Genomic DNA, 20,794 nt, shown 5'->3' on the forward strand with positions numbered 1-20,794 from the left:
CATTTACGTCTCGCAGCCCTTACCTCGCATAGCACTTTCATCTTGGCGATGACCCAATGCGCTCGTTGGTTAGTACGATATCGGTGGACGTGCGCTGGTCGGCTATCCTGAGGGTTGGCGCCTGATCTTTCATACCCACAGAGCATTCCACTGCCATGGTTCTACCACTGATACTACTGTTGCCCTTGCTGGGAAGCATTGTTCCGCTGTGCTGCCGTGACCGTGGCCGCGGATTCTGTGCCTTGATGACAGCGATCTGCCCTGCCATAGCGCTGGTGCTGTTGCTGCTGTTGGGTATCGAAACCTTCCACCAACAGATCCCGCGCGTCAGCGTCGATTGGTTCCCCGCGCTGGGGCTGTCACTCGCCCTGCGTCTGGATGGACTATCGCTGCTGTTCGCGCTGCTGATTCTGGGCATTGGGCTGCTGGTCATCCTGTATGCGCGCTACTACCTATCTTCACAGGACTCCCCTCAGCGTTTCTACTGCAGCCTGATGCTGTTCATGGCCTCTATGCTAGGGGTTGTGATGGCAGATAACCTGTTATTGCTGTGGTGTTTCTGGGAGATGACCAGTATCGCGTCCTTCCTGCTGATCGGGTTCTGGACGCACGAGCCGCTGGCGCGCAAGGGTGCGCGCATGGCGTTAACGGTCACCGGTGCCGGGGGGCTGTGCCTGCTGGCATGCGTTCTGCTGATCAAACGCGTGGTCGGAAGCTTTGATCTGAGCGTCATACTGCACTGTGGCGATGCACTGCGCGAATCATCGCTCTACCCCGTCATTCTGACGCTGCTGCTGCTCGCCGCCTTCACCAAGTCCGCCCAGTTTCCGTTCCAGTTCTGGCTGCCGCATGCGATGGCAGCCCCGACACCCGTAAGTGCCTATTTGCATTCGGCCACTATGGTCAAGGCAGGCATCTTCCTGATGATCCGCATGTTCCCGGTCATGGGTGAAACGCCGATGTGGAGCTATGTCATCACCATCGTGGGGCTGGTGACGATGTTCTATGGCGCCTATCTGGCAATGGTGCAGTACGATCTTAAGGCGTTGCTCGCTTACTCCACTATCAGCCACCTCGGGTTGATTACCTTCCTGATCGGGATCGACACCAAGCTGGCCATGTTGGCCGCCGTATTCCACGTCATCAACCATGCTATCTTCAAGGCCGCACTGTTCATGGCCGTCGGGATCGTCGATCACGAGTGCGGCACGCGTGATACCCGCAAGCTGCGTGGGCTGTTCCGCTTCATGCCGTATACCGCGGTACTGGCCACGGTCGCTGCCGCCTCGATGGCGGGTGTTCCTCTCTTCAACGGCTTTCTGTCGAAAGAAATGTTCCTGACCGAAAGTCTGCAGATTCACAGCTTCGGCGCACTGTCGTGGATGATCCCCGCACTGGCGACCTTCGGCTCAGCGCTGTCGGTGGCCTACTCGCTGCGACTGGTGCTCGATGTGTTCTATCGCGGCTATCCGCGCTGGCTGCCGAAGAAACCGCACGAAGCACCACGTTTTATGCGCCTGCCGCTCGAAGTGATGACGGTGCTCTGCCTCGGCGTTGGCATCATGCCGGCAACGCTGGTCGGACCGCTGCTCGACAAAGCGATGATGGTCGTGGCGCCTGACGTACTGAAAGGGCAAGACCTGTCTCCGTGGCACGGTTTCTCGTTCCCGCTACTGATGAGTATGGGTGCTATTGTGCTGGGCGCGTTGATCTACACGATCCGCAGCAGCATCAGCAGCTTCCGCCGCGACTTCCTGATCTCCAACGCCAATATCGTCTTCGACAGCGCGGTCAAGGTCACGATCATGAGCTGTGGCAAGCTGCAAGAAGCGATTAGCAACAACTCTCTGCAACGCTACATGTTCCTAATGCTGATGATGGTGCTGGCTTTTGCGTCGACGGGACTGCTGCGGATGTCATCACTGCTGGGCGGCTTGCCTCTGACGCCCATTTCACCGCTGATCGCGGTCGGGGCACTGGTCATGGCGGGCGGCGTGGTAGCCACGGTCTATTTCCAGCGCCGCCGCCTGATCGCGCTGATTTGCCTGTCCGTGGTCGAGCTGACCATCATCCTGACCTTCATCTGCTTTTCGGCCGCCGATCTGGCCCTGACACAGCTGGTGGTCTCGGTCGCGTCAATCATTCTGATGCTGCTGGCACTGTTCTTCCTACCGCAGCACACCCCCAAGACATCATCGGGGCCGCGTCTACTGCGCGATGCCGTTCTGTCAGGGCTGCTGGGAGTGGTAATCGCCAGCCTGTGTTTGGCCGTACTGACCGAACCGTACGAAACCATTGCCCACTTCTATAACAACAACAGCGTACCGCTGGGCGGCGGCCATAACGTTGTCAACGTGCTACTGGTCGACTTCCGTGCTTTCGATACGATGGGCGAGATCACCGTACTGGGCATCACCTCGCTGGGGGTCTTCAAACTGCTGAACCGCCTCAAGCTCTTTATCCCGTCAACCAGTGCCGAGAACCGTCCGTGGTCACCCGAGTACTACCCGACCATTCTGGGAGCGGCATCGCAGATGCTGCTGCCACTGGCGCTACTGATGTCGCTGTACATGCTGCTGCGCGGTCACCAGATGCCTGGCGGGGGATTTATTGCCGGTTTGATCGCCTCGGCGGCACTGATTCTGCTTTACATGGCGCGGGGCGTGGAGTGGACAACACGACGGCTACGCATCGACTATCAGCACGTCATCGCCACCGGCATCCTGATCTCGCTAGGTACCGGCGTAGGCAGCATGCTGTTGGGCTACCCTTTCCTTACCAGTACGTACGGCCACTGGACGCTGCCCATTCTGGGCGATGTTGAACTGGCGTCGGCCATGCTGTTCGATCTGGGGGTCTTCTTCACCGTCATCGGGGCCACCATGATGATTCTTACCCTGCTGGGCAAGGTGGCGACACCGCATAGCCCTTCTCATATGACGCGTCGTCTGCGTCGTGCGCGCCGCTACAAAGAGGGTCGTTGACCATGGAAGTTCTATTTTCAGGGATGGTGGGACTGATGGCCGCCAGCGGGCTCTTTTTGCTGTTGCGGGGACGTACCTTCCCAGTGGTGCTAGGGCTAACGCTGTTTTCCTATGCAGGCAACCTGTTCCTGTTTGCCATGGGGCGCCTTTCCCGTCAGGCCAGCTCCATCGTCGGCGACGGCCGGGTAATGGTTGATCCCATTCCCCAGTCACTGGTCCTGACCGCCATCGTCATCGGCTTCGCCATGACGGCCTTCGTCATCATTCTGGCAATCCGTGCTCGCGGCGATCTGGGCAGCGACCACGTCAACGGCCGCAGACAGGGTGAACGCAAGGCCCGCCAGACGCTGCGTGATATTGATGCCCGTTGGGAGGAACATTCATGAGCCAGCATCTGCTCATTCTTCCCATCCTGATCCCGCTGTTCACTGGGGCGCTACTGCTGTTCAGCGACATTCGCTACCGCCGCCGCAACCGGTTGCTGTCAGGGCTGTCGATCCTGCTCCAGCTTATCGTGGTGCTGTACATGCTGTGGCTAAGCGATGACGACACGATCCGCACTTACTCACTCGGTAACTGGCAGGCCCCCTACGGCATCGTACTGGTACTCGACCGACTAGCGGCTTACATGCTGACCATCACGGTACTGCTGGCCACGGCGGTCTACAGTTATGCCTGTGCGGGGCAAGACTCGCACGGCAGCAACTTCCATGCCCTACTGCAGTTCCAGCTGCTGGGCATCAACGGTGCCTTTCTGACCGGTGATATCTTCAACCTGTTCGTGTTCTTCGAGATCCTGTTGATATCGTCCTATGCCCTGCTGCTGCATGCTGGAGGTCGCAAACGCACGCTGGCCGCCATGCACTATGTGGTACTGAACGTCGCGGCCTCTACCTTTTTCCTTGTGGCGGTAGGCACCCTGTACGGTACGCTGGGCTCACTAAACATGGCCGACTTGGCCGTACGCATCAACCAGCTTGGGCCGCACCGCATGGCGCTGGTGGAATCTGCGGGGCTGGTGCTGCTGGTCGTGTTCCTGTTAAAAGCGGCCATTCTGCCACTGCATTTCTGGCTGACGCGCGCCTATGCCGCCGCACCGGGTAGCGTGGCGGCGTTGTTCGCCATCATGACCAAGGTCGGCATTTACGCCATCCTGCGTGTCTACGGACTGATCTTTCACATGCCGCCTCACGATGCACTGGCCAACTTCATCCAGCCGTGGCTGTGGTGGCTGGGGCTAGGCACGGTGGTAATGGGCATTATGGGGGTCATGGCGGCACGTAATCTCAACCACCAGATCTGCAACTTCACGCTGATCTCGGTCGGTACACTGGTGGCTACTCAAGGGATGGGGAAAGAAGACAGCATTGCCGCACTGCTGTTCTATGTGCCACACACGACGTTCCTTACGGCAGCTCTGTTTATGCTGGCCGAAGTCGTTGGTCAGCAGCGCGGGCGCGCAGGCACCCGCTTTGTCGAAAGCCGCATGGTGCGCCAACCCCGCTTGCTCAGTGCCGCCTATATGCTGGCAGCGCTGGGGATTCTGGGCATGCCACCGCTGTCGGGTGCACTAGCGAAGGGCTGGATTCTGTCCACGGCGCCGGCCCATGAAGCCCCGTGGCTGTGGAGCATCGTGTTGCTATCAACGCTGGCGGGACTGATCAGTGCTTCGCGCGCAGGTACCACTTTGTTTTGGAAAACGGCGACTATCGGCAAGCCGCGCGGAGGATTGCTCGGCAAACGCCGCGGCATGGCGCTGTGGGGGCTGATCAGCACGACCGTACTGATCTCATGCTTTGCTGGGCCACTGAGTCGCTTCGATCTGCGTATGGCCGGTCAATTGCTGGACGCGTCGTCCTATGCTCATGCGGTACTGGGACAGGACATCAACTTGGCGCACGAGGAGAGTTCCTGATGAAACGCATGCTGCGCTGGCTGCTATCGCACCCATTCATTTCAACGCTGTCCTTCTGGTGCTGGATACTGCTCAACGAACTGACACTGCCTCACGTGATCGTCGCGTTGGTGTTGGCCATCATGATTCCCAAGCTGGTCGACACTTTTTGGGTGCCGCAGCCGCACATTCACAAGCCGTTCAAGCTCGTGGCCTACATGCTGATGGTAGCGTGGGATATTCTGGTATCGAACATTCAGGTCGCCAAGGCCATCCTGTCCCTGCGCCATGAACCACGTCCGGGCTTTATTATCTACCCGCTGGCCATGCAGGAACCGTTTCCAATCACCCTGCTGACCAGCACGATTTCACTGTCACCGGGTACGCTATCCGCTCACCTGCGTCTGCATGACAACACGCTGTTGATTCATGCACTCAACATCGGTGATGATCGCGAAGCCTTCATCCAAGCCTTGTATGAACGCTACGAACGTCCTCTGAAGGAGATCTTCGGATGCTGACGCACACCACGCTGTTTCTCAATGTCTGCCTTTGGATCGGCGCAGCTTTCTACCTACTGGCCTGCCTGTTGAATGGGTACCGAGTATTGATCGGCCCTAGCCTGCCTGACCGCATTGCCGCCCTCGATACACTGTCCATCAATGCTATCGGGCTGATCATACTGCTGTGTATCGCACTGCAGACACGCCTGTACATGGACGTCGCCATCCTGCTGGCAATGTTCGGTTTCATCAGCACCGCCGCGATCTGCAAATACGTACTGCGCGGGTTCATCATCGAATGATGCTTTCTTATCCGAGGAAATCGCTATGCACTGGACGCCCTTGATCGAAACACTGGTGGGCATACTGGTCGTCATCGGCGGCATCACAGCCACGATCGGCTCGTTCGGCATGGTGCGCTTCAACGACTTCTACGTCCGTATCCACGGTGCCGCCATGTGCTCGACAGTCGGCACCGGCAGCGCCGTACTGGCATCAATGCTGTTCTTCTGGCTGCACTTGGGATCACCGTTAGGTCAGGAACTACTGATCACGCTGTTCACCGTTATCACCACCCCGGTCAGTGCCCACCTACTGACCATGAGCGCCCTGCACCTCAAACTGCCACGCCAAGCTAATACGGAAGGCGGACCATTCGAGCTCAACGAACGCATCGACCAAAACTGAACCCGATCTGTGCACCATGAAAGCGCGACTCGATTCATTCATGAGCGCGACTTCCCTCTTCTGCCCCAGTCAGGGTATGGTGAATGAACCCCGTGCTGGCTGATCGTCAACGAACGGCACCGACGCACTACAATGACAATGGTCGGTGGCCACACGAGACGCTTTTGATGCCCGCACTGCGAGCATGCCCGAAAGCGATATGCATCGCGCGTTTCGATATGAAGAACCATAAGAGGACATCATGAACACGCAAACCCTGATTATTCCCGCGACCATCATCCGTGGCCCCAGCGCACTCGACTCTGTAGGCAACATCTGCCGCACGCTGGGTCGTCGCGCCCTGGTGATCGGCGGGCACCGCGCACGCGCTGCCGTTCGTGAAAAACTCGAAGCACAACTGGCCGAACACGGCATCACACTGGTCGGCGATGAATGGTTTGGCGGCGACAGCACGCGTACGCAGATCGACCGCCTCAAAGCGCTGGCTGAAACGCAGGATGCCGATGTTCTGATCGGCGTCGGCGGCGGCAAGGCCCTCGATACCGTCAAGGCGACGGCCGCGGAAGCAGGGTTGCCGCTGATCACCATCCCAACCATCGCGGCAACCTGTGCGGCCATCACGCCACTGACGGTCACCTATACCGAAGAAGGGTTGTTTCTCGACCTCTACAACCTGCCGAAAGCACCGGATGCCGTCATTATCGACAGTCAGTTGCTAGCAACGGCACCGCTGCGCTGGCTGGCCGCTGGCCTAGGTGACACGCTGGCCAAATGGTATGAATTCCGTGCGCTGGGCAAAAGCGAAGAAGCGACAGCCATTGCGGCATCATCGGTCGCCAGCAGCCGCATTTGCTACGACATGATCCGCCTGTACGGCGGCGAAGCCTGTGCAGGCGTACGCGAACAGCGCAATACGCCCGCACTCGAACAGGTGCTGGACGCCATCTTTACCTTTGCTGGCCTGACCTCCATTATGGCCAGTGGCGCGCATGCCTGCGCAGCTCACGGCATCTACGCGGGCTTTACGGCCTGCGATAAGACCCGCCACTTCGGCCACGGTCTGCTGGTCGGTTTCGGCAACCTGTGCCTGCTGGCACTCGAAGGCCGCAGCGATGATGAAATCATCGAAGCCATCCATATCGCACGCGACTGCTCGGTACCGCTGACACTTGATGAAATCGAGCCTACGCTGACACCGGAAGAACTCGACGTCATTATTGCAGCCGCCCTGACCTCTCACGACATGGGACATATGCCCTTCAAGGTCACTGCTGACGACCTGAAAAGCGCTTTCAAACGTGTGGCAGGACTCGCCGCGTCGGTCAGCTGATAATCCCTCTGCACGCTATACAAAAATGCCATCCCAAGCGGATGGCATTTTTCATTGTGATGAATAATAACGCAGCAACGCTACCAACCTTGCGTATGCTGAGCCACCAGCGACGTCAGCAATTCAAGGTGGTCGTCGCGATCATTGAGTGCCGGAATATACGCATAGCGCTTGCCGCCCGCATGTATGAAGTTCTCGCGATTTTCTTCGCTCAACTCCTCTAGCGTTTCTAGGCAATCCGCTGCAAAGGCCGGACTCATAATATCCACTGCCGGTGGCGATCCCGCCTTACCCCACTTGATTAGTGTCTCATCAGTATAGGGCTGCAGCCATTCTTCACGCCCGAAGCGCGACTGATAGGTCATCGTCCACTCATGCGGTGCGAGCGACAGTGCCTCAGCCAGCAAACGACTGGTGGTCTCGCATTCGTTCGGGTACGGGTCGCCCTGCTCAGCATAGCGTTTGGGAATGCCGTGATACGACATCACCAAATGCCCTTGCTGGCCTTGCTGCTGCCAGTGTTCCTGCACGCTATTGGCCAGTGCCTGAATGTACAGCGGGTGATCGCAGTAGCTACGTACGAAGCGCAGCCCAGGATGAGCCGGACATTGCTTAAGCGCGCGCGCTACTTGGTCGAAGATTGATGCCGTAGTCGAGCTAGAGAACTGAGGATAGAGCGGCAGCACCAGCACATTCTTGACCCCCGCATCGCGCAGCTCACGCCCCGCAGAGACAATGGAAGGATTACCGTAATCCATGCCCAGCGCGACGGGGATTTCCTCCCCAAAATGCTCGCGCAGCTTTTCTTCGAGTGCAGCCCGCTGGCGACGCGAAATGGCCAGCAACGGTGAACCTTCATCAGTCCAGATCGACGCGTAGGCCTTTGCCACGCGACGAGGGCGCGTCGTCAGCACGATACCGTTCAAAATGGGCCACCATTTCCAGCGCGGCAGATCCACGACACGACGATCCGACAGAAACTCACGCAGATAGCGACGTACGGCCTTTGCCGTCGGCGCATCTGGCGTACCCAGGTTCGCCAGCAGAACACCGAAGCGAGGGGATGACATTCGCAACCTCCTTGTTGAAGAAGCAAGCGCGGAAGGTGACGCGGCACCTAACCGCCATACTGTACCGTTTAAGTCCATTATACGGTATTCATCGCAAGAGCAGCGCTATACATACAATAAAGCGCCGCTATTGCGACGCTTTGGCTTATAACACTTTTCACTTACGATCGCCGATCATCTCGGCGTCAGAGGGCGACCTGAATCAGGCCCGATTTGGGAGGCAAGCAGGCCCCTTTCGATGCTGTCGGGTGGCGCTGTTCCCAGCGTACCAGCCAAGCATGCTGCACACCCACCTGCTTGAGCACGTCATAGACGTCTTCGAGTGACCGGAAGAGCTGCGGACGACCGCGTTCTTCAAGCGGCACACTGTGGCCTGTTTCGGCCTCACATTCGATTTGATACAGCTTGCTGGCCAATGATCGAATAACGTGGATCCGCACATCCTGTTGATGGGCAGCCACTTCTTTAAGCTGAGAGATGTTCATTCAAAACTCTCCTTATTGTCATAGTGTTGATACGTAATAGCTTTCTCCATGCTGGCAGCAAGAAATACACGCTATAAGGTCATGAGTGCACGAGTACATTTTACGTCTGACCATCATCGGTATACAGAACGTTACAGGAAAAGGCCAGTGACAGTTTTATGAACCCGCCAGCGCATTATCGGCCAACGAGCCAAAGACGTAACCACCGCAGGGAACCGATGAAGGTCATGAAATCACCGCTATTCGGTGAATGACCGCACTCGGATGTAAGGATAGGACACACTGGCCAACATGACCCCATGAGGCCAGTGCGGTACCACTAAATGACAACAGCAAGCCACAAACGTTCAGGGATGATCGCTTTCGGCGTTTACGCCTAATGCCTCATAACGAACACTTGCGCGCGCGTTGTCTCAAGATGCAGCGTAATCGCTAGGGTCGATGGCACGTCCCAGCGAGTTGCGGTCGATCCAACGGCCAGCCTTGGCTTCACGATAGCGGAACACGATGCGATCGCCTACGTTGACGGGCAGCTCAGGATCTTCGACCTGATAGGTATAGGCTTCGCCGTCCACAACCAGCGTGTGGCGATAGAGGTCAGGCATGCCCAGCCATTCCTTGAAAGGCCCTTCACGCTCGGTACTTTCCAGCACACCGCGCACTTCGATCTTGGGTTGTCGACGACGTCCACTACGTCGGAATCCTGCAGCCATGATTTCTCCTTGGCATCTAACCGATCTCAGGCACCCTGACCGATGGCGCCCGAAAATGCTTATTCATTGACAGAGAACATTCGACAGACAAGCGCCTGTCATGCTTGTCCTAGATGACACCACAATACGGTGTATTGCGGTCCTATAAACGTTGCCAGTCCGAAACGGTTGGCAGCGACATCCACCATGCCGTGCGACCTAGTATGGATTAGATACTACACTTTTAGACACGGGAATGCTTGATCCAATCGAGGGCCACGACCAAAAGCCTAGTTTAACGGCAGCACAAGCATTGCTTACCACTAATGCAGGGTGCATGAAAGGTCTCTTTTCTCCCAAATGGCCTCGCAGCAACCGTTTCGCTATTCCTCGTACTGACCGTAACTTTCCGGCGCCAGATCCTCAAAGCGTGTGTACTTACCGATGAAGGCCATGTGCACTGTGCCGATAGGCCCGTTACGCTGCTTACCGATGATCAGCTCAGCCAACCCTTTGTTATCAGGGTTATCGCGATTATAGACTTCATCACGGTAGACGAAGGCAATAACGTCCGCGTCCTGCTCGATTGCCCCAGATTCACGCAAGTCCGACATAACAGGACGCTTATTGGGGCGCTGCTCAAGCGAGCGGTTCAGCTGCGACAGCGCGACGACCGGACACTGGAACTCCTTCGCCATCCCTTTAAGCGAGCGAGATATCTCAGAGATCTCAGCCGTACGGTTGTCGGACATGCCCGGCACCTGCATCAGCTGAAGATAGTCGATCATGATGATGCCGATCTCGCCCGCTTCACGCATCAGACGACGAATACGCGCACGCATCTCGCTGGGCGACAGTGCAGGCGTATCGTCAACGTACAGCTTGCGATCCTTGAGCAGGTTCACCGCAGAAGTGAGACGTGGCCAATCCTCATCTTCCAGCTGCCCCGTACGCATACGCGTCTGGTCGATGCGTCCCAGAGACGACACCATACGAATCATCAGCTGCTCTGCAGGCATCTCCATTGAGAAGACGACCGCTGCCTTTTCGCTGCTGACGACAGCGTGCTCGACAAGGTTCATTGCGAAGGTCGTCTTACCCATCGAGGGGCGTCCTGCAACGATGACCAAGTCGGAAGGCTGCAGCCCTGACGTCATCTCATCCAGATCGTGGAAGCCGGTCGACAGCCCTGTCATCTGACCTTTCATGTTATAGAGCTCGTCGATGCGGCTGACGGCCTTGGTCAGCAGCTGCCCCATGTTCTGCGGTCCACCGAACTTGGGACGCGACTCGGAGATCTGGAACACTAGGCGTTCGGCTTCGTTGACCAGTTCGTCAGCAGGACGCCCTTGGGGATTGAAAGCCCCATCTGCGATCTGCCCCGCAGCCTGAATCAGTTTTCGCAGCGTGGCACGCTCACGCACGATATCGGCATATGCCTTGATGTTGCCCGCTGACGGCGTATTACGGGCCAGCTCCGCCAGATAGGCCAGTCCACCTACCTGTTCGAGCTGATCGCGCAGCTCCAGCGCTTCTGACAGCGTGACTACGTCGACCGCACGGCTTTCCTCTGCCAGCTGCTTCATCGCATTGAAGATATGGCGATGCTCGAAACGATAGAAATCATCGCTGACTAGGCGCTCAGAGACGTCATCCCAGGCCGAGTTGTCCAGCATCAGACCGCCGAGAACGGACTGCTCGGCTTCCAGCGAATGCGGCGGCACTTTCAACGCCGCTGTCTGTTCATCATGCTCGATGGCATCAGTCATAGTGATTTCCAACCTTCCCGCAACGCAACAGACATGTCAGGTTCCTCATGATAGCGCAGAGCGGCACGTTGATTGCCGCGGCTCATGAAGAAACGCTGAGCGCAAATCAAGCCGCTACGGCTAGATTCGCACCATATAAAAAAGGCACGCAGCAAAGCAGCGTGCCTTTCCCATCACTGATCGAAACCAGGATGTTGTACTTCAACTTACTCGGCAGTCACGACAACGCGAACGCTGGCGGAAACTTCCGGGTGCAGCTGCAGAGCGATGTCGTACTCGCCAGTCTGACGCAGCGGACCTTCCGGCATACGAACTTCGCTTTTGGCAACGTCGATTCCGGCAGATGCGATGGCATCAGCCAGGTCGCGCGGACCGATGGAACCGAACAGCTTACCTTCGTCACCGGCTTTAGCCACCAGAGACAGTTCGATTTCGCTCAGCTGCTGCGCACGGTTTTCAGCTTCCGCTTTACGCAGTGCAGCCTGGCTTTCGAGCTCAGCGCGACGCGTTTCGAACGCTTCAACGTTTTCCTTGGTTGCCGGTACGGCCAAGCCGTACGGTACCAGGTAGTTACGGCCATAGCCCGATTTAACGGTGACTTTGTCACCCAGATCGCCGAGCTTACCCAGTTTGTCGAGTAGAATGACGTCCATCTCGTTAACCTCTTTAATGTTGACTGCAGGCAAACGACTTCGGATATTCACGAAGTTACGTCTAGCGCGCCTAGCAGCAAAACAATAATGATACCTACTGGATCCAGCCCTTAACGTAGGGGTCAGTGCTGAATCCGCATAACCACAACATGCCCGAACCGTCTAAATCGGCTTGATCAACCACCACAATGGACTGAAGCATCAGCGATGCTATCAGACTCAATGATGAATGAAGGCCTGACAGGGTTCGAGCACGAAACGCGTGGCTTACTTGTGGCTATCGGTATACGGCAGCAGAGACAGGTAGCGTGCGCGTTTGATAGCGGTAGCCAGCTGACGCTGATAGCGTGCACGCGTACCGGTGATGCGGCTCGGTACGATTTTGCCAGTTTCAGTGATGTAAGACTTGAGCGTATCGAGGTCTTTATAGTCGATATACTTCACGCCTTCAGCGGTGAAACGGCAGAATTTACGGCGACGGAAGAAACGTGCCATGGGTCAGTCCTCCAGAGGATTATTCAGCGGATTCGGATTCGCGGTTATCTTCGCGATCGTTGCGCGGACGCTCTTCACGACGACGGCCACGTTCTTCATTGGCTTTCATCATCGGAGAAGCTTCAGTGACCGCTTCGCTGGTACGGACAACCAGGTTACGGATGATGGCATCGTTGAAGCGGAAGATGTTTTCGATTTCCGCCAGCGCTTCGCCGGTGCACTCAACGTTCATCAGAACGTAGTGTGCTTTGTGCAGTTTGTTGATCGGGTAAGCCAGGTGACGACGGCCCCAATCTTCAAGACGATGCACTTGACCGCCAGCTTCAGTAACGATGCTGGTGTAGCGCTCGATCATCGCCGGAACCTGCTCGCTCTGGTCCGGGTGAACCATGAACACGATTTCGTAGTGACGCATGATGTCTCCTTACGGGTTGGCAGCTTCCGATCGGGGACAAGCCCGTCTGGAAGCAAGGAGGAGCAAAAGGCGTGATAGCGGCAAGAATGCCCGTGCCTTTTACTGCTATGAGGTATGCCAGCCTAACGCTGGCATATGAAAACCGCATTATTCTAATGATACCGAGTCCATCGGACAAGCAAATAATGCGCAGGGGGCATCAACGGCGCTGACGCACGGCCTCGAACAGCGTGATGCCCGCCGCGACCGAGACGTTGAGACTGGAGACCTCGCCAGCCATCGGCAGCTTGGCCCACTGGTCACAGCGTTCACGAGTAAGCCGACGCATGCCCTTGCCTTCCGCCCCCATGACCAGTGCACACGGCCCGGTCAGGTCGATATCGTACAGCATAGATTCGGCTTCACCGGCCATACCCAGCACCCATACGCCTTTTTCCTGCAGCGTGGTGAGGGTTCGCGCCAGATTGGTGACCTGATAAACCGGTACGGCTTCCGCCGCGCCTGAAGCGACCTTACGCACCGTCGCATTGAGGGTAGCCGAGCGGTCCTTGGGTACGATGATACCGTGCGCTCCTGCCGCATCGGCATTGCGCAGGCAGGCACCAAGATTGTGAGGATCGGTTACGCCATCCAGCACTAGAAATAGCGGAGCCTGTTCGGCCTTCCAGTCGTCAAGACGCCACCAGAGCGTCTGCTCGCTGGCAGGCTCAATCGGCGGGCACAGTGCCATGATGCCTTGATGGTTACCCCCCGAAGCGGCGGCATCCAGCTGTTCGCGCACCATGAACTCGACCGGAATCCCTACTGACTGCGCCTGAGCCATCAGCTCGTGCAGACGACGCTCGGCGTCACCCTGCTGGACCCACAGTGTCCGAATGGTCTCAGACGCGGCGGGGCGTGCCAGTAGCGCTTCAACGCTGTGCACGCCATACACGGGCTCTACGCCATTGGGCAACCGCGGCCCTGCCGGAGCGGGACGAGCACTGCGCGTGGCCGCCCCCTTGGGGGCCGGGCGACGGCGCTCGCGAGCCGCCGGTGTACGAGAAGGATTACGCTTGTTGACCATTTATCGAAATTCTCAATCTTTACGAGGAGTGGTGCGGCGCTTACGCGGCGATGCCGGCGCAGCCGTTTCTGACTGCGTATCGTTCTGTCGAGCAGCTTTGCGACGCTGACGCTCCTTGCGCCCCGGCCGAGCCTTGCGTTTTTTCTTGGCAGGTTCACCCACGGCCTCGGGAGCCTCGGCACTAGCGCCATCTCCTTTCTTCTTCGCTGCCGATTTCTTGGCTTTCGGCGAGCGCGCCTTGGGTTTGGCATCGCCTTCAGTCGAGCGGCGCGAGGAGCGTTTGGTCGGACGCGCAACGCCTTCCGCCATCACAAAGTCGATCTTGCGTTCATCCAGATCGACACGAGCCACCTGAATGGTCACCTCATCGCCCAGCGCAAAGATCGTACCGCTACGCTCACCGCGTAGACGATGGCGCTCAGCCTCGAACTGATAGAAGTCGGAAGGCAGTGCAGAGATATGCACCAGTCCTTCGACATAGAAATCATCCAGACGAACGAACAAGCCGAAGGAAGTCACGGCGGCCACCTTGCCGTTGAACACACCGCCCACCTTATCGCTCATAAACTCGCATTTCAGCCAGTCCGTCACGTCACGCGTCGCCTCGTCGGCACGGCGTTCGGTCATTGAGCAGTGTTCACCCAGCTCGACCATCTGTTCAAAGTCGTATGGGTACCAGCGGGTGACGTTATCGACCGGTGTGGTCTCGACGCGGCGGATACCCGGCTCACCTTCCTGTCCATTACGAATGATCGAACGGATGGCACGGTGCACCAGCAGATCGGGGTAACGACGAATCGGCGATGTAAAGTGCGCATACGCCTTGTATGCCAGCCCGAAGTGACCTTCGTTATGCGGGGTATAGGTGGCCTGACTCATACTACGCAGCATGACGGTCTGGATAATATCTTCATCTGAGCGGCCTGCAATGCGCTCGCGCAGCTGCTGATAGTCGGCCGGAGACGGTTTTTCGCCACCTTCCAAACTAAGCCCCAGCGGGGAGAGGAACATGCGCAGATTTTCTAGGCGCTCCAGCGCTGGCGCTGCGTGAACACGGTAGAGCGCAGGCATACGATGACGCTGCAAGAAGCGCGCCGTCGCGACGTTGGCCGCTAGCATGCACTCTTCGATCAGCTTGTGCGCTTCGTTACGCTCGCGCGGCTCAATACGGTCGATCTTGCGTTCATCATTAAAGATGATCTGCGTTTCGGTCGTTTCGAAGTCGATAGCGCCGCGCTCATCGCGCGCATGACGCAGTGCACCGTACAGGGCATACAACTCTTCCAGCGCAGGAACGACATGCTGATACTGCTGACGCAGGGCGATGCCTTCTTCGCTCTCGGGCGTTTCCAGCATGGCACTGACCTTGTTATAGGTCAGGCGCGCATGCGACTGCATCACCCCTTCATAGAAGGCGTAACGCGTCAGCTCGCCTTTCTGCGAGATATTCATTTCGCAGACCATGCACAGGCGGTCGACATCCGGATTGATGGAGCACAGTCCATTGGACAGCAGCTCCGGCAGCATTGGCACAACCTGCCCCGGGAAGTACACCGAGTTACCACGCGTACGCGCTTCGTTATCGAGTGCGGAATTGACTTCGACGTAATACGACACGTCAGCAATTGCGACGTACAGCTTCCAGCCGCCGGTACGCGTCCGACGCGCATAAACCGCATCATCGAAGTCGCGGGCATCTTCGCCATCAATCGTCACCAACGGCATGTCACGCAGATCGACACGCCCAGCCTTATCGGCCTCGGCCACCTGATCCGACATGCTGGCAATCTGCGCCTTGACGTCAGACGGGAATTCAACCGGGATATCGTGCTCGCGAACGGCAATCTCGATTTCCATGCCAGGGTCCATGCGTTCCCCGAGCACTTCGATGACTTCACCTTCCGGCGCATTGCGGATGTCAGGCTGGCGAGTGATGCGCACTTCAACGACCTGACCATCCTTGGCACCGTTGATACCTTCAAGCGGAATCACGATTTCATGCACGACGCGAGAATTTTCGGGCACCAGCGTACCGCCGGAGTGGCTACCGGTGGCATCGCGGTAGATGCCCATCAGCGTCTGGGTATTGGACTGCAAGACCTCGACGATAACCGCTTCTTCACGGCCACGGCGATCTTTACCCCCTACACGCGCCTTAACGACGTCGCCATCGAACACGCGGCGCATCTGGCGAGGCGGCAGGATAAGGTCAGGTTTCTGACCATCGGCACGTTCAAGGAAACCAATGCCATCACGATGACCGATGACACGCCCTTCTATAAGGTCGTTAGGATCGAGGGGGATATAGGAGCCACTGGCGGTACGGATCAACTGACCGTCGCGCGCCATGGCAATCATGCGGCGGCGCACAGCTTCTTGGCGCTCTTCATCTTCGATGCCAAGGCGGCGACTCATATTTTCGTGCGAGAGGGGTTTTCCATGCTCGACGAGCTGCTCGAGCAGAAAATCACGGCTCGGCACAGGGTTCTCGTAAGCTTCGGCTTCCCGTTTTGCATTGGGATCTTCGTTCAAGGTCCACTGCTTCATGAATGATATCCTGAAAAAAGCGCTACAAACCGGCTGAATAAGGCGAACGAGACTGCGCGCAGCGTAAAGAGAGGGGGATACGAAATACTATAGTCTTCTGAATGTTTGTACATGGGGCCAGTATAGCGCCATGCCTTCAACGAACCCAAGAGAATGATAAAAAGTTGAACAGAGGGGTTGCATCATCCGAAAATATCAGTAATATACGCCTCGCTTGAGACGAAACGCACAGCGCCAAACGCTGAACGATTCGACTGAAAAGCCCAGGTGGCGGAATTGGTAGACGCGCTAGCTTCAGGTGCTAGTGTCCTTACGGACGTGAAGGTTCAAGTCCTTTCCTGGGCACCACTAGACATTGAAAAGTAAACAATGTAGAGTGCAAGCCATCAAGATAAGCCCGGATGGCGGAATTGGTAGACGCGCTAGCTTCAGGTGCTAGTGTCCTTACGGACGTGAAGGTTCAAGTCCTTTTCCGGGCACCACTTTCCAAGACATTGGAAAGCGAGACAAGAGACCACGCTAAAGCGTGGTTTTTTTGTATCTATACTCCTGCATCACTACACCCCAAAACCCTCAGCAGGAAATACGCTTTTCCCTGCCAGCCCGCCACAAGAAACACCCCACCGACCCATTCACACCAGCCATCACATCACGCCACGTTCAAAATCTTGGCCACTCATTCAAGAATTTCATGACCCTCTCCAAGGCAAAGACCTGATTCATTAGCCACAATTCTGAATTTATCGGAAAACAGACGCCTCACTGCAGCACACCCCCCTGCCCCCCCCCCCTGATGCCTTTTTTTACCCAACCACTCACCCCCTTCTCTCGCCCCCCCCCCAACAACACCACCCAATCCGCCTCAAGGCAGACCAACCCCACAACAAGCAACCCCAACACAAAATAGCAATCAAACAGAATGATCATCACAATAGAAAACAGCAGCGTTACCAATACCCTCCATTGACAAGCCCCCTTTGCAGCAACACACACCATCACTTACCCCAAGCATTCAAAAGGCACACCACCAGGCAAGCCACCCATGTAAAAAAGCGGCACCACCCACCGGGCAATGCCGCCATCACATAGTCTACTCAGAAAGAAACAAGCTCACTCCAGCACCAAAATAGACACCCCTCTGAAAACCACTCCTTTCAGTACCGGGACGGCGTACGCACAAACTGAGACAACGGCCAGGTCGACGTATCCGCCACCGACTCCAAACGCTGCTGCTGAACCTCCGGTAATTCAGGAAAGAAGTTCAACCCCGTTTGCCGCTCAACCTCATCAACAGTCGTGATATAGCGATCCAACGACTCATCCCCACGCACTTCTTGCGGGAAGATAAACGCCAGCATTCGCGTAGCCCGCCCTTGCTGCCCCGGCACAACCAGAATCTTGTAGAACGACTGAGGCACCGCCACACACACAGGCACCTTAAACGACATCAATGACGCCACCCACCCCCGACACGTTGACAGGTACTGAGGCTGCGCACCGTAGATGGGGCCATCAATCACCCACATCGTACCCACCTGAGGCAACAGCACATCCATCTCCGCCGCCTCTAGGCGCTGCCACAACTTGCGATTCAGATTGGGCCGCTGCGGCGCAATGTTCGTCATCAAGAACGTCTGTTGCTGGGCATCCTTGCCGTAGAGAGAAGCAATGGCATAATTGGGCGCCATATGGCCACGATCATACCCCGTCCCCGTATAGGTTGCCGACACCAACGGCACCACCGAACGCCAATCCTGCTCAAACCCATCAGGACGCTTCAGATGATACTGATCCTTCTTGGCATCTAGGCGATAGATAACCCACAGCGGCGCCACACGCACATCCGACCACCCCACCATATAGGCATCGTTGCGCAATACCCGATGCCAAGCATGCCAATCCGACATGCTCTGCACCTGCGGCACCCCCTCCCAGCTCATGCGCTCACGCGCAGACTGCTGCGACCAGTACCACACACCGCCCAGCACCAAAATGACCAATAGCGCCACACCGGTATGGCGACCAAAGAGAACGCGCACCAGATCAAAAATCTGACGCTGCAACTGACGAGATTGAAGAGGAGATCGAGCCATTGATTCCTTACCCTGTCACATCCATAAGAAGCCGCACTGCATCCACGCGACGGACACGCACTATAGCAGCCCTATCGACAGGAAAGCATGAAAACCCAGAGAAGAGCATTGCGGAACAAAGGACACAGGAGCAGGAGCAGGAGCAGGAGCAGGAGCAGGAGCAGGAGCAGGAGCAGGAGCAGGAGCAGGAGCAGGAGCAGGAGCAGGAGCAGGAGCAGGAGCAGGAGCAGGAGCAGGAGCAGGAGCAGGAGCAGGAGCAGGATAGGCCGCAACGCATAAGCGTCAAGCTTTAATTACTGATGCCTGAGCAGCATAGCAATGCTATGAAAAATACAAACAGGAATTTGATCGAGCGATCAGAGGTGTCACAAAAGAAATGGCGGACCGGACGGGACTCGAACCCGCGACCTCCGGCGTGACAGGCCGGCATTCTAACCAGCTGAACTACCGGTCCGCATGGTGGGTGGTACAGGGTTCGAACCTGTGACCCCCAGCTTGTAAGGCTGGTGCTCTACCAACTGAGCTAACCACCCGATAGGGATACAATGTGCGATGTGGCGGACCGGACGGGACTCGAACCCGCGACCTCCGGCGTGACAGGCCGGCATTCTAACCAGCTGAACTACCGGTCCGCATATCACATATTGCGTGCACGATATCAAGGTGCCGTGCCACCTTCACAGAACATTTACTGTTTTACAGGCAGTAAATGGCGGACCGGACGGGACTCGAACCCGCGACCTCCGGCGTGACAGGCCGGCATTCTAACCAGCTGAACTACCGGTCCGCATATCTGCTTGCAACGTGGTGGGTGGTACAGGGTTCGAACCTGTGACCCCCAGCTTGTAAGGCTGGTGCTCTACCAACTGAGCTAACCACCCGTCCGTCACATGGCGCTGCATTCTACCGACACCCTGATGAAAGTCAACCATTTTCTGCCAGTGGCAGTCTCATCAACGTATTACGTGTGTCGGGAGCTCTTCTGCAGCGTCGGTAGTATCGCGGATATCGATACGATTACGCAAGCGCTCACGTCGTTTATCTTCTAATCCTTTGAAATCGAATAGCTCGCGATCACCCAGCTGCGACGGTGCCACGTTCGTAACCGCTTTGAACATGGACTCAATGCGACCGGGATAGCGGCGCCCCCATTCATTCAGCATCTGTTTGACGTTCTGACGCTGCAGGTTTTCCTGACTGCCGCACAGGTTGCACGGGATGATCGGGAACTGCATCGCTTCAGCAAACGCTGCGCTGTCGGCTTCGCTGACATAGGCCATCGGACGAATGACGATATGTCGGCCATCATCAGACAAAAGCTTGGGCGGCATAGATTTCAGGCTGCCGCCGAAGAACATGTTGAGGAACAGCGTTTCGAGAATATCGTCGCGATGGTGACCAAGCGCGATCTTGGTCGCGCCGATCTCTTCGGCAAAACCATACAGCGTGCCTCGACGCAGGCGCGAACAAAGCGCACAGGTCGTCTTGCCTTCAGGTACCTTCTCCTTGACCACGGAATAGGTGTCGCGCTCGATGATATGATAACGAATTCCCTGCTTATCGAGATATTCCGGCAGGATGTGCTCAGGGAACCCTGGCTGCTTCTGGTCAAGGTTAACGGCGATCAGCTCGAAATTGACCGGTGCGTTGCGCTGAAGGTTGCGCAAGATCTCTAGCAGGGTGTAGGAGTCCTTCCCGCCGGACAGGCAGACCATGATGCGATCGCCATCCTGGATCATGTCATAGTCGATGATGGCATTACCCACCTGCCGACGCAGTCGTTTCTGCAGCTTGTTGAACTCGCGCTTGCGCTTCATCTCATCGCTGGCAGAAGCGGAAGAGGACTCGAGCAGATCGCTCTCGGTGTCGGCCGACGCCCAGTCCTGACGGTCTTCGTCACCGGGCAGCGCGTGCTGCTGTTCGGGATGCGCGGGATCATAGTGCTGAGCGGTGTGTGTGGTCTGCATGATGTCTGTCTAAGGCTGTCGATGGGAGTGCGCGATGTTACCACCCTCGCGTCCATCACCGTAAGCATCACGCTTTATGCACGCTGTCGATTAGCCCTTTGACAGAGGGGCGGCCAACGCAGCGATGCGTTACCATAGCGGTCA

General features: G+C 57.0%; 19 protein-coding genes and 7 tRNA genes. 10 read left to right on the forward strand and 16 right to left on the reverse strand.

All coding sequences use genetic code 11. The features are described 5' to 3' along the window. The first annotated feature begins 155 nt into the window (after positions 1–155). The 7 genes from ZBT109_RS10240 (at position 156) to ZBT109_RS10270 (ending at position 7,398) form a co-directional block, all read left to right on the forward strand. Entirely contained in the window at positions 156–2,984 is a 2,829-nt protein-coding gene (locus ZBT109_RS10240) for a monovalent cation/H+ antiporter subunit A (RefSeq protein WP_051524127.1), read from the forward strand. A 2-nt stretch (positions 2,985–2,986) separates the two neighbouring features. Further along, positions 2,987–3,370, forward strand: a complete 384-nt coding sequence (locus ZBT109_RS10245) for a Na+/H+ antiporter subunit C (protein ID WP_051524126.1) — start codon at positions 2,987–2,989, stop codon at positions 3,368–3,370. Continuing rightward, positions 3,367–4,899 (forward strand): monovalent cation/H+ antiporter subunit D, encoded by a 1,533-nt coding sequence (locus ZBT109_RS10250; RefSeq protein ID WP_051524125.1) that lies wholly within the window; start codon positions 3,367–3,369, stop codon positions 4,897–4,899. The genes ZBT109_RS10245 and ZBT109_RS10250 overlap by 4 nt, the downstream gene beginning before the upstream one ends. Next, complete coding sequence (locus ZBT109_RS10255) at positions 4,899–5,399, forward strand: Na+/H+ antiporter subunit E (RefSeq protein WP_027705922.1); 501 nt, start codon at positions 4,899–4,901, stop codon at positions 5,397–5,399. Before ZBT109_RS10250 ends, ZBT109_RS10255 begins: the two co-directional genes overlap by 1 nt. Then, positions 5,393–5,683, forward strand: coding sequence for a monovalent cation/H+ antiporter complex subunit F (locus ZBT109_RS10260; protein ID WP_038279174.1), 291 nt, complete (start codon positions 5,393–5,395; stop codon positions 5,681–5,683). Before ZBT109_RS10255 ends, ZBT109_RS10260 begins: the two co-directional genes overlap by 7 nt. A 25-nt stretch (positions 5,684–5,708) precedes the next feature. Continuing rightward, positions 5,709–6,068 (forward strand): monovalent cation/H(+) antiporter subunit G, encoded by a 360-nt coding sequence (gene mnhG / locus ZBT109_RS10265; RefSeq protein ID WP_038279171.1) that lies wholly within the window; start codon positions 5,709–5,711, stop codon positions 6,066–6,068. A gap of 241 nt (positions 6,069–6,309) precedes the next feature. Continuing rightward, positions 6,310–7,398, forward strand: coding sequence for an iron-containing alcohol dehydrogenase family protein (locus tag ZBT109_RS10270; RefSeq protein WP_027705920.1), 1,089 nt, complete (start codon positions 6,310–6,312; stop codon positions 7,396–7,398). A gap of 80 nt (positions 7,399–7,478) precedes the next feature. Here the strand turns inward: ZBT109_RS10270 and hemH are convergent, their stop codons facing one another. The 9 genes from hemH to rnr form a co-directional block, all read right to left on the reverse strand. Next, a complete protein-coding gene (hemH, locus tag ZBT109_RS10275) occupies positions 7,479–8,468 on the reverse strand; it encodes a ferrochelatase (RefSeq protein ID WP_027705919.1) in 990 nt (329 codons plus the stop codon). A 185-nt stretch (positions 8,469–8,653) separates the two neighbouring features. After that, positions 8,654–8,953, reverse strand: a complete 300-nt coding sequence (locus ZBT109_RS10280) for a DUF6482 family protein (protein WP_051524124.1) — start codon at positions 8,951–8,953, stop codon at positions 8,654–8,656. Positions 8,954–9,366: 413 nt separating this feature from the next. Beyond that, complete coding sequence (locus ZBT109_RS10285) at positions 9,367–9,666, reverse strand: hypothetical protein (RefSeq protein ID WP_027705918.1); 300 nt, start codon at positions 9,664–9,666, stop codon at positions 9,367–9,369. A gap of 362 nt (positions 9,667–10,028) precedes the next feature. After that, positions 10,029–11,414, reverse strand: a complete 1,386-nt coding sequence (gene dnaB, locus ZBT109_RS10290) for a replicative DNA helicase (RefSeq protein ID WP_027705917.1) — start codon at positions 11,412–11,414, stop codon at positions 10,029–10,031. Positions 11,415–11,620: 206 nt separating this feature from the next. After that, positions 11,621–12,067: a 50S ribosomal protein L9 gene (rplI, locus tag ZBT109_RS10295; protein ID WP_027705916.1), complete on the reverse strand. Its 447-nt coding sequence runs from the start codon at positions 12,065–12,067 to the stop codon at positions 11,621–11,623. A gap of 267 nt (positions 12,068–12,334) precedes the next feature. Then, positions 12,335–12,562: a 30S ribosomal protein S18 gene (rpsR, locus tag ZBT109_RS10300; RefSeq protein ID WP_027705915.1), complete on the reverse strand. Its 228-nt coding sequence runs from the start codon at positions 12,560–12,562 to the stop codon at positions 12,335–12,337. 19 nt (positions 12,563–12,581) lie between these two features. Next, positions 12,582–12,977, reverse strand: coding sequence for a 30S ribosomal protein S6 (rpsF, locus tag ZBT109_RS10305; RefSeq protein ID WP_027705914.1), 396 nt, complete (start codon positions 12,975–12,977; stop codon positions 12,582–12,584). Positions 12,978–13,176: 199 nt separating this feature from the next. Beyond that, positions 13,177–14,043 carry a 23S rRNA (guanosine(2251)-2'-O)-methyltransferase RlmB gene (rlmB, locus tag ZBT109_RS10310; RefSeq protein ID WP_084261893.1) on the reverse strand — a complete coding sequence of 289 codons (867 nt, stop codon included), beginning with the start codon at positions 14,041–14,043 and terminating at the stop codon, positions 13,177–13,179. A gap of 12 nt (positions 14,044–14,055) precedes the next feature. Beyond that, positions 14,056–16,590 (reverse strand): ribonuclease R, encoded by a 2,535-nt coding sequence (gene rnr, locus ZBT109_RS10315; RefSeq protein ID WP_084261892.1) that lies wholly within the window; start codon positions 16,588–16,590, stop codon positions 14,056–14,058. 261 nt (positions 16,591–16,851) lie between these two features. Here rnr and ZBT109_RS10320 point away from each other — a divergent pair. Further along, positions 16,852–16,938, forward strand: a tRNA-Leu gene (locus ZBT109_RS10320). 47 nt (positions 16,939–16,985) lie between these two features. Continuing rightward, positions 16,986–17,072: transfer RNA gene (locus ZBT109_RS10325), tRNA-Leu, on the forward strand. 672 nt (positions 17,073–17,744) lie between these two features. Here the strand turns inward: ZBT109_RS10325 and ZBT109_RS10330 are convergent. Further along, positions 17,745–18,683 carry a DNA/RNA non-specific endonuclease gene (locus tag ZBT109_RS10330; RefSeq protein ID WP_027705912.1) on the reverse strand — a complete coding sequence of 313 codons (939 nt, stop codon included), beginning with the start codon at positions 18,681–18,683 and terminating at the stop codon, positions 17,745–17,747. Between ZBT109_RS10330 and ZBT109_RS13875 the strand changes: the two genes are divergently transcribed. Next, positions 18,683–18,976, forward strand: coding sequence for a hypothetical protein (locus ZBT109_RS13875; protein ID WP_170144703.1), 294 nt, complete (start codon positions 18,683–18,685; stop codon positions 18,974–18,976). The two genes, ZBT109_RS10330 and ZBT109_RS13875, sit on opposite strands and share 1 nt — an antisense overlap. 84 nt (positions 18,977–19,060) lie before the next feature. On the opposite strand, the gene ZBT109_RS10340 is transcribed toward ZBT109_RS13875, so the two are convergent. From ZBT109_RS10340 to ttcA, 6 genes are all read right to left on the reverse strand, one after another. Then, positions 19,061–19,137, reverse strand: a tRNA-Asp gene (locus ZBT109_RS10340). A gap of 3 nt (positions 19,138–19,140) precedes the next feature. After that, a tRNA-Val gene (locus ZBT109_RS10345) sits at positions 19,141–19,216 on the reverse strand. A 22-nt stretch (positions 19,217–19,238) separates the two neighbouring features. After that, a tRNA-Asp gene (locus tag ZBT109_RS10350) sits at positions 19,239–19,315 on the reverse strand. A 78-nt stretch (positions 19,316–19,393) separates the two neighbouring features. Further along, positions 19,394–19,470, reverse strand: a tRNA-Asp gene (locus ZBT109_RS10355). Positions 19,471–19,488: 18 nt separating this feature from the next. Continuing rightward, positions 19,489–19,564 (reverse strand) — tRNA-Val (locus tag ZBT109_RS10360). 72 nt (positions 19,565–19,636) lie between these two features. Then, positions 19,637–20,650, reverse strand: a complete 1,014-nt coding sequence (ttcA, locus tag ZBT109_RS10365; RefSeq protein WP_084261891.1) for a tRNA 2-thiocytidine(32) synthetase TtcA — start codon at positions 20,648–20,650, stop codon at positions 19,637–19,639. Positions 20,651–20,794: the final 144 nt, after the last annotated feature.

It is taken from the genome of Zymobacter palmae (genome assembly GCF_003610015.1).
Classification (GTDB): Bacteria; Pseudomonadota; Gammaproteobacteria; order Pseudomonadales; family Halomonadaceae; genus Zymobacter; species Zymobacter palmae.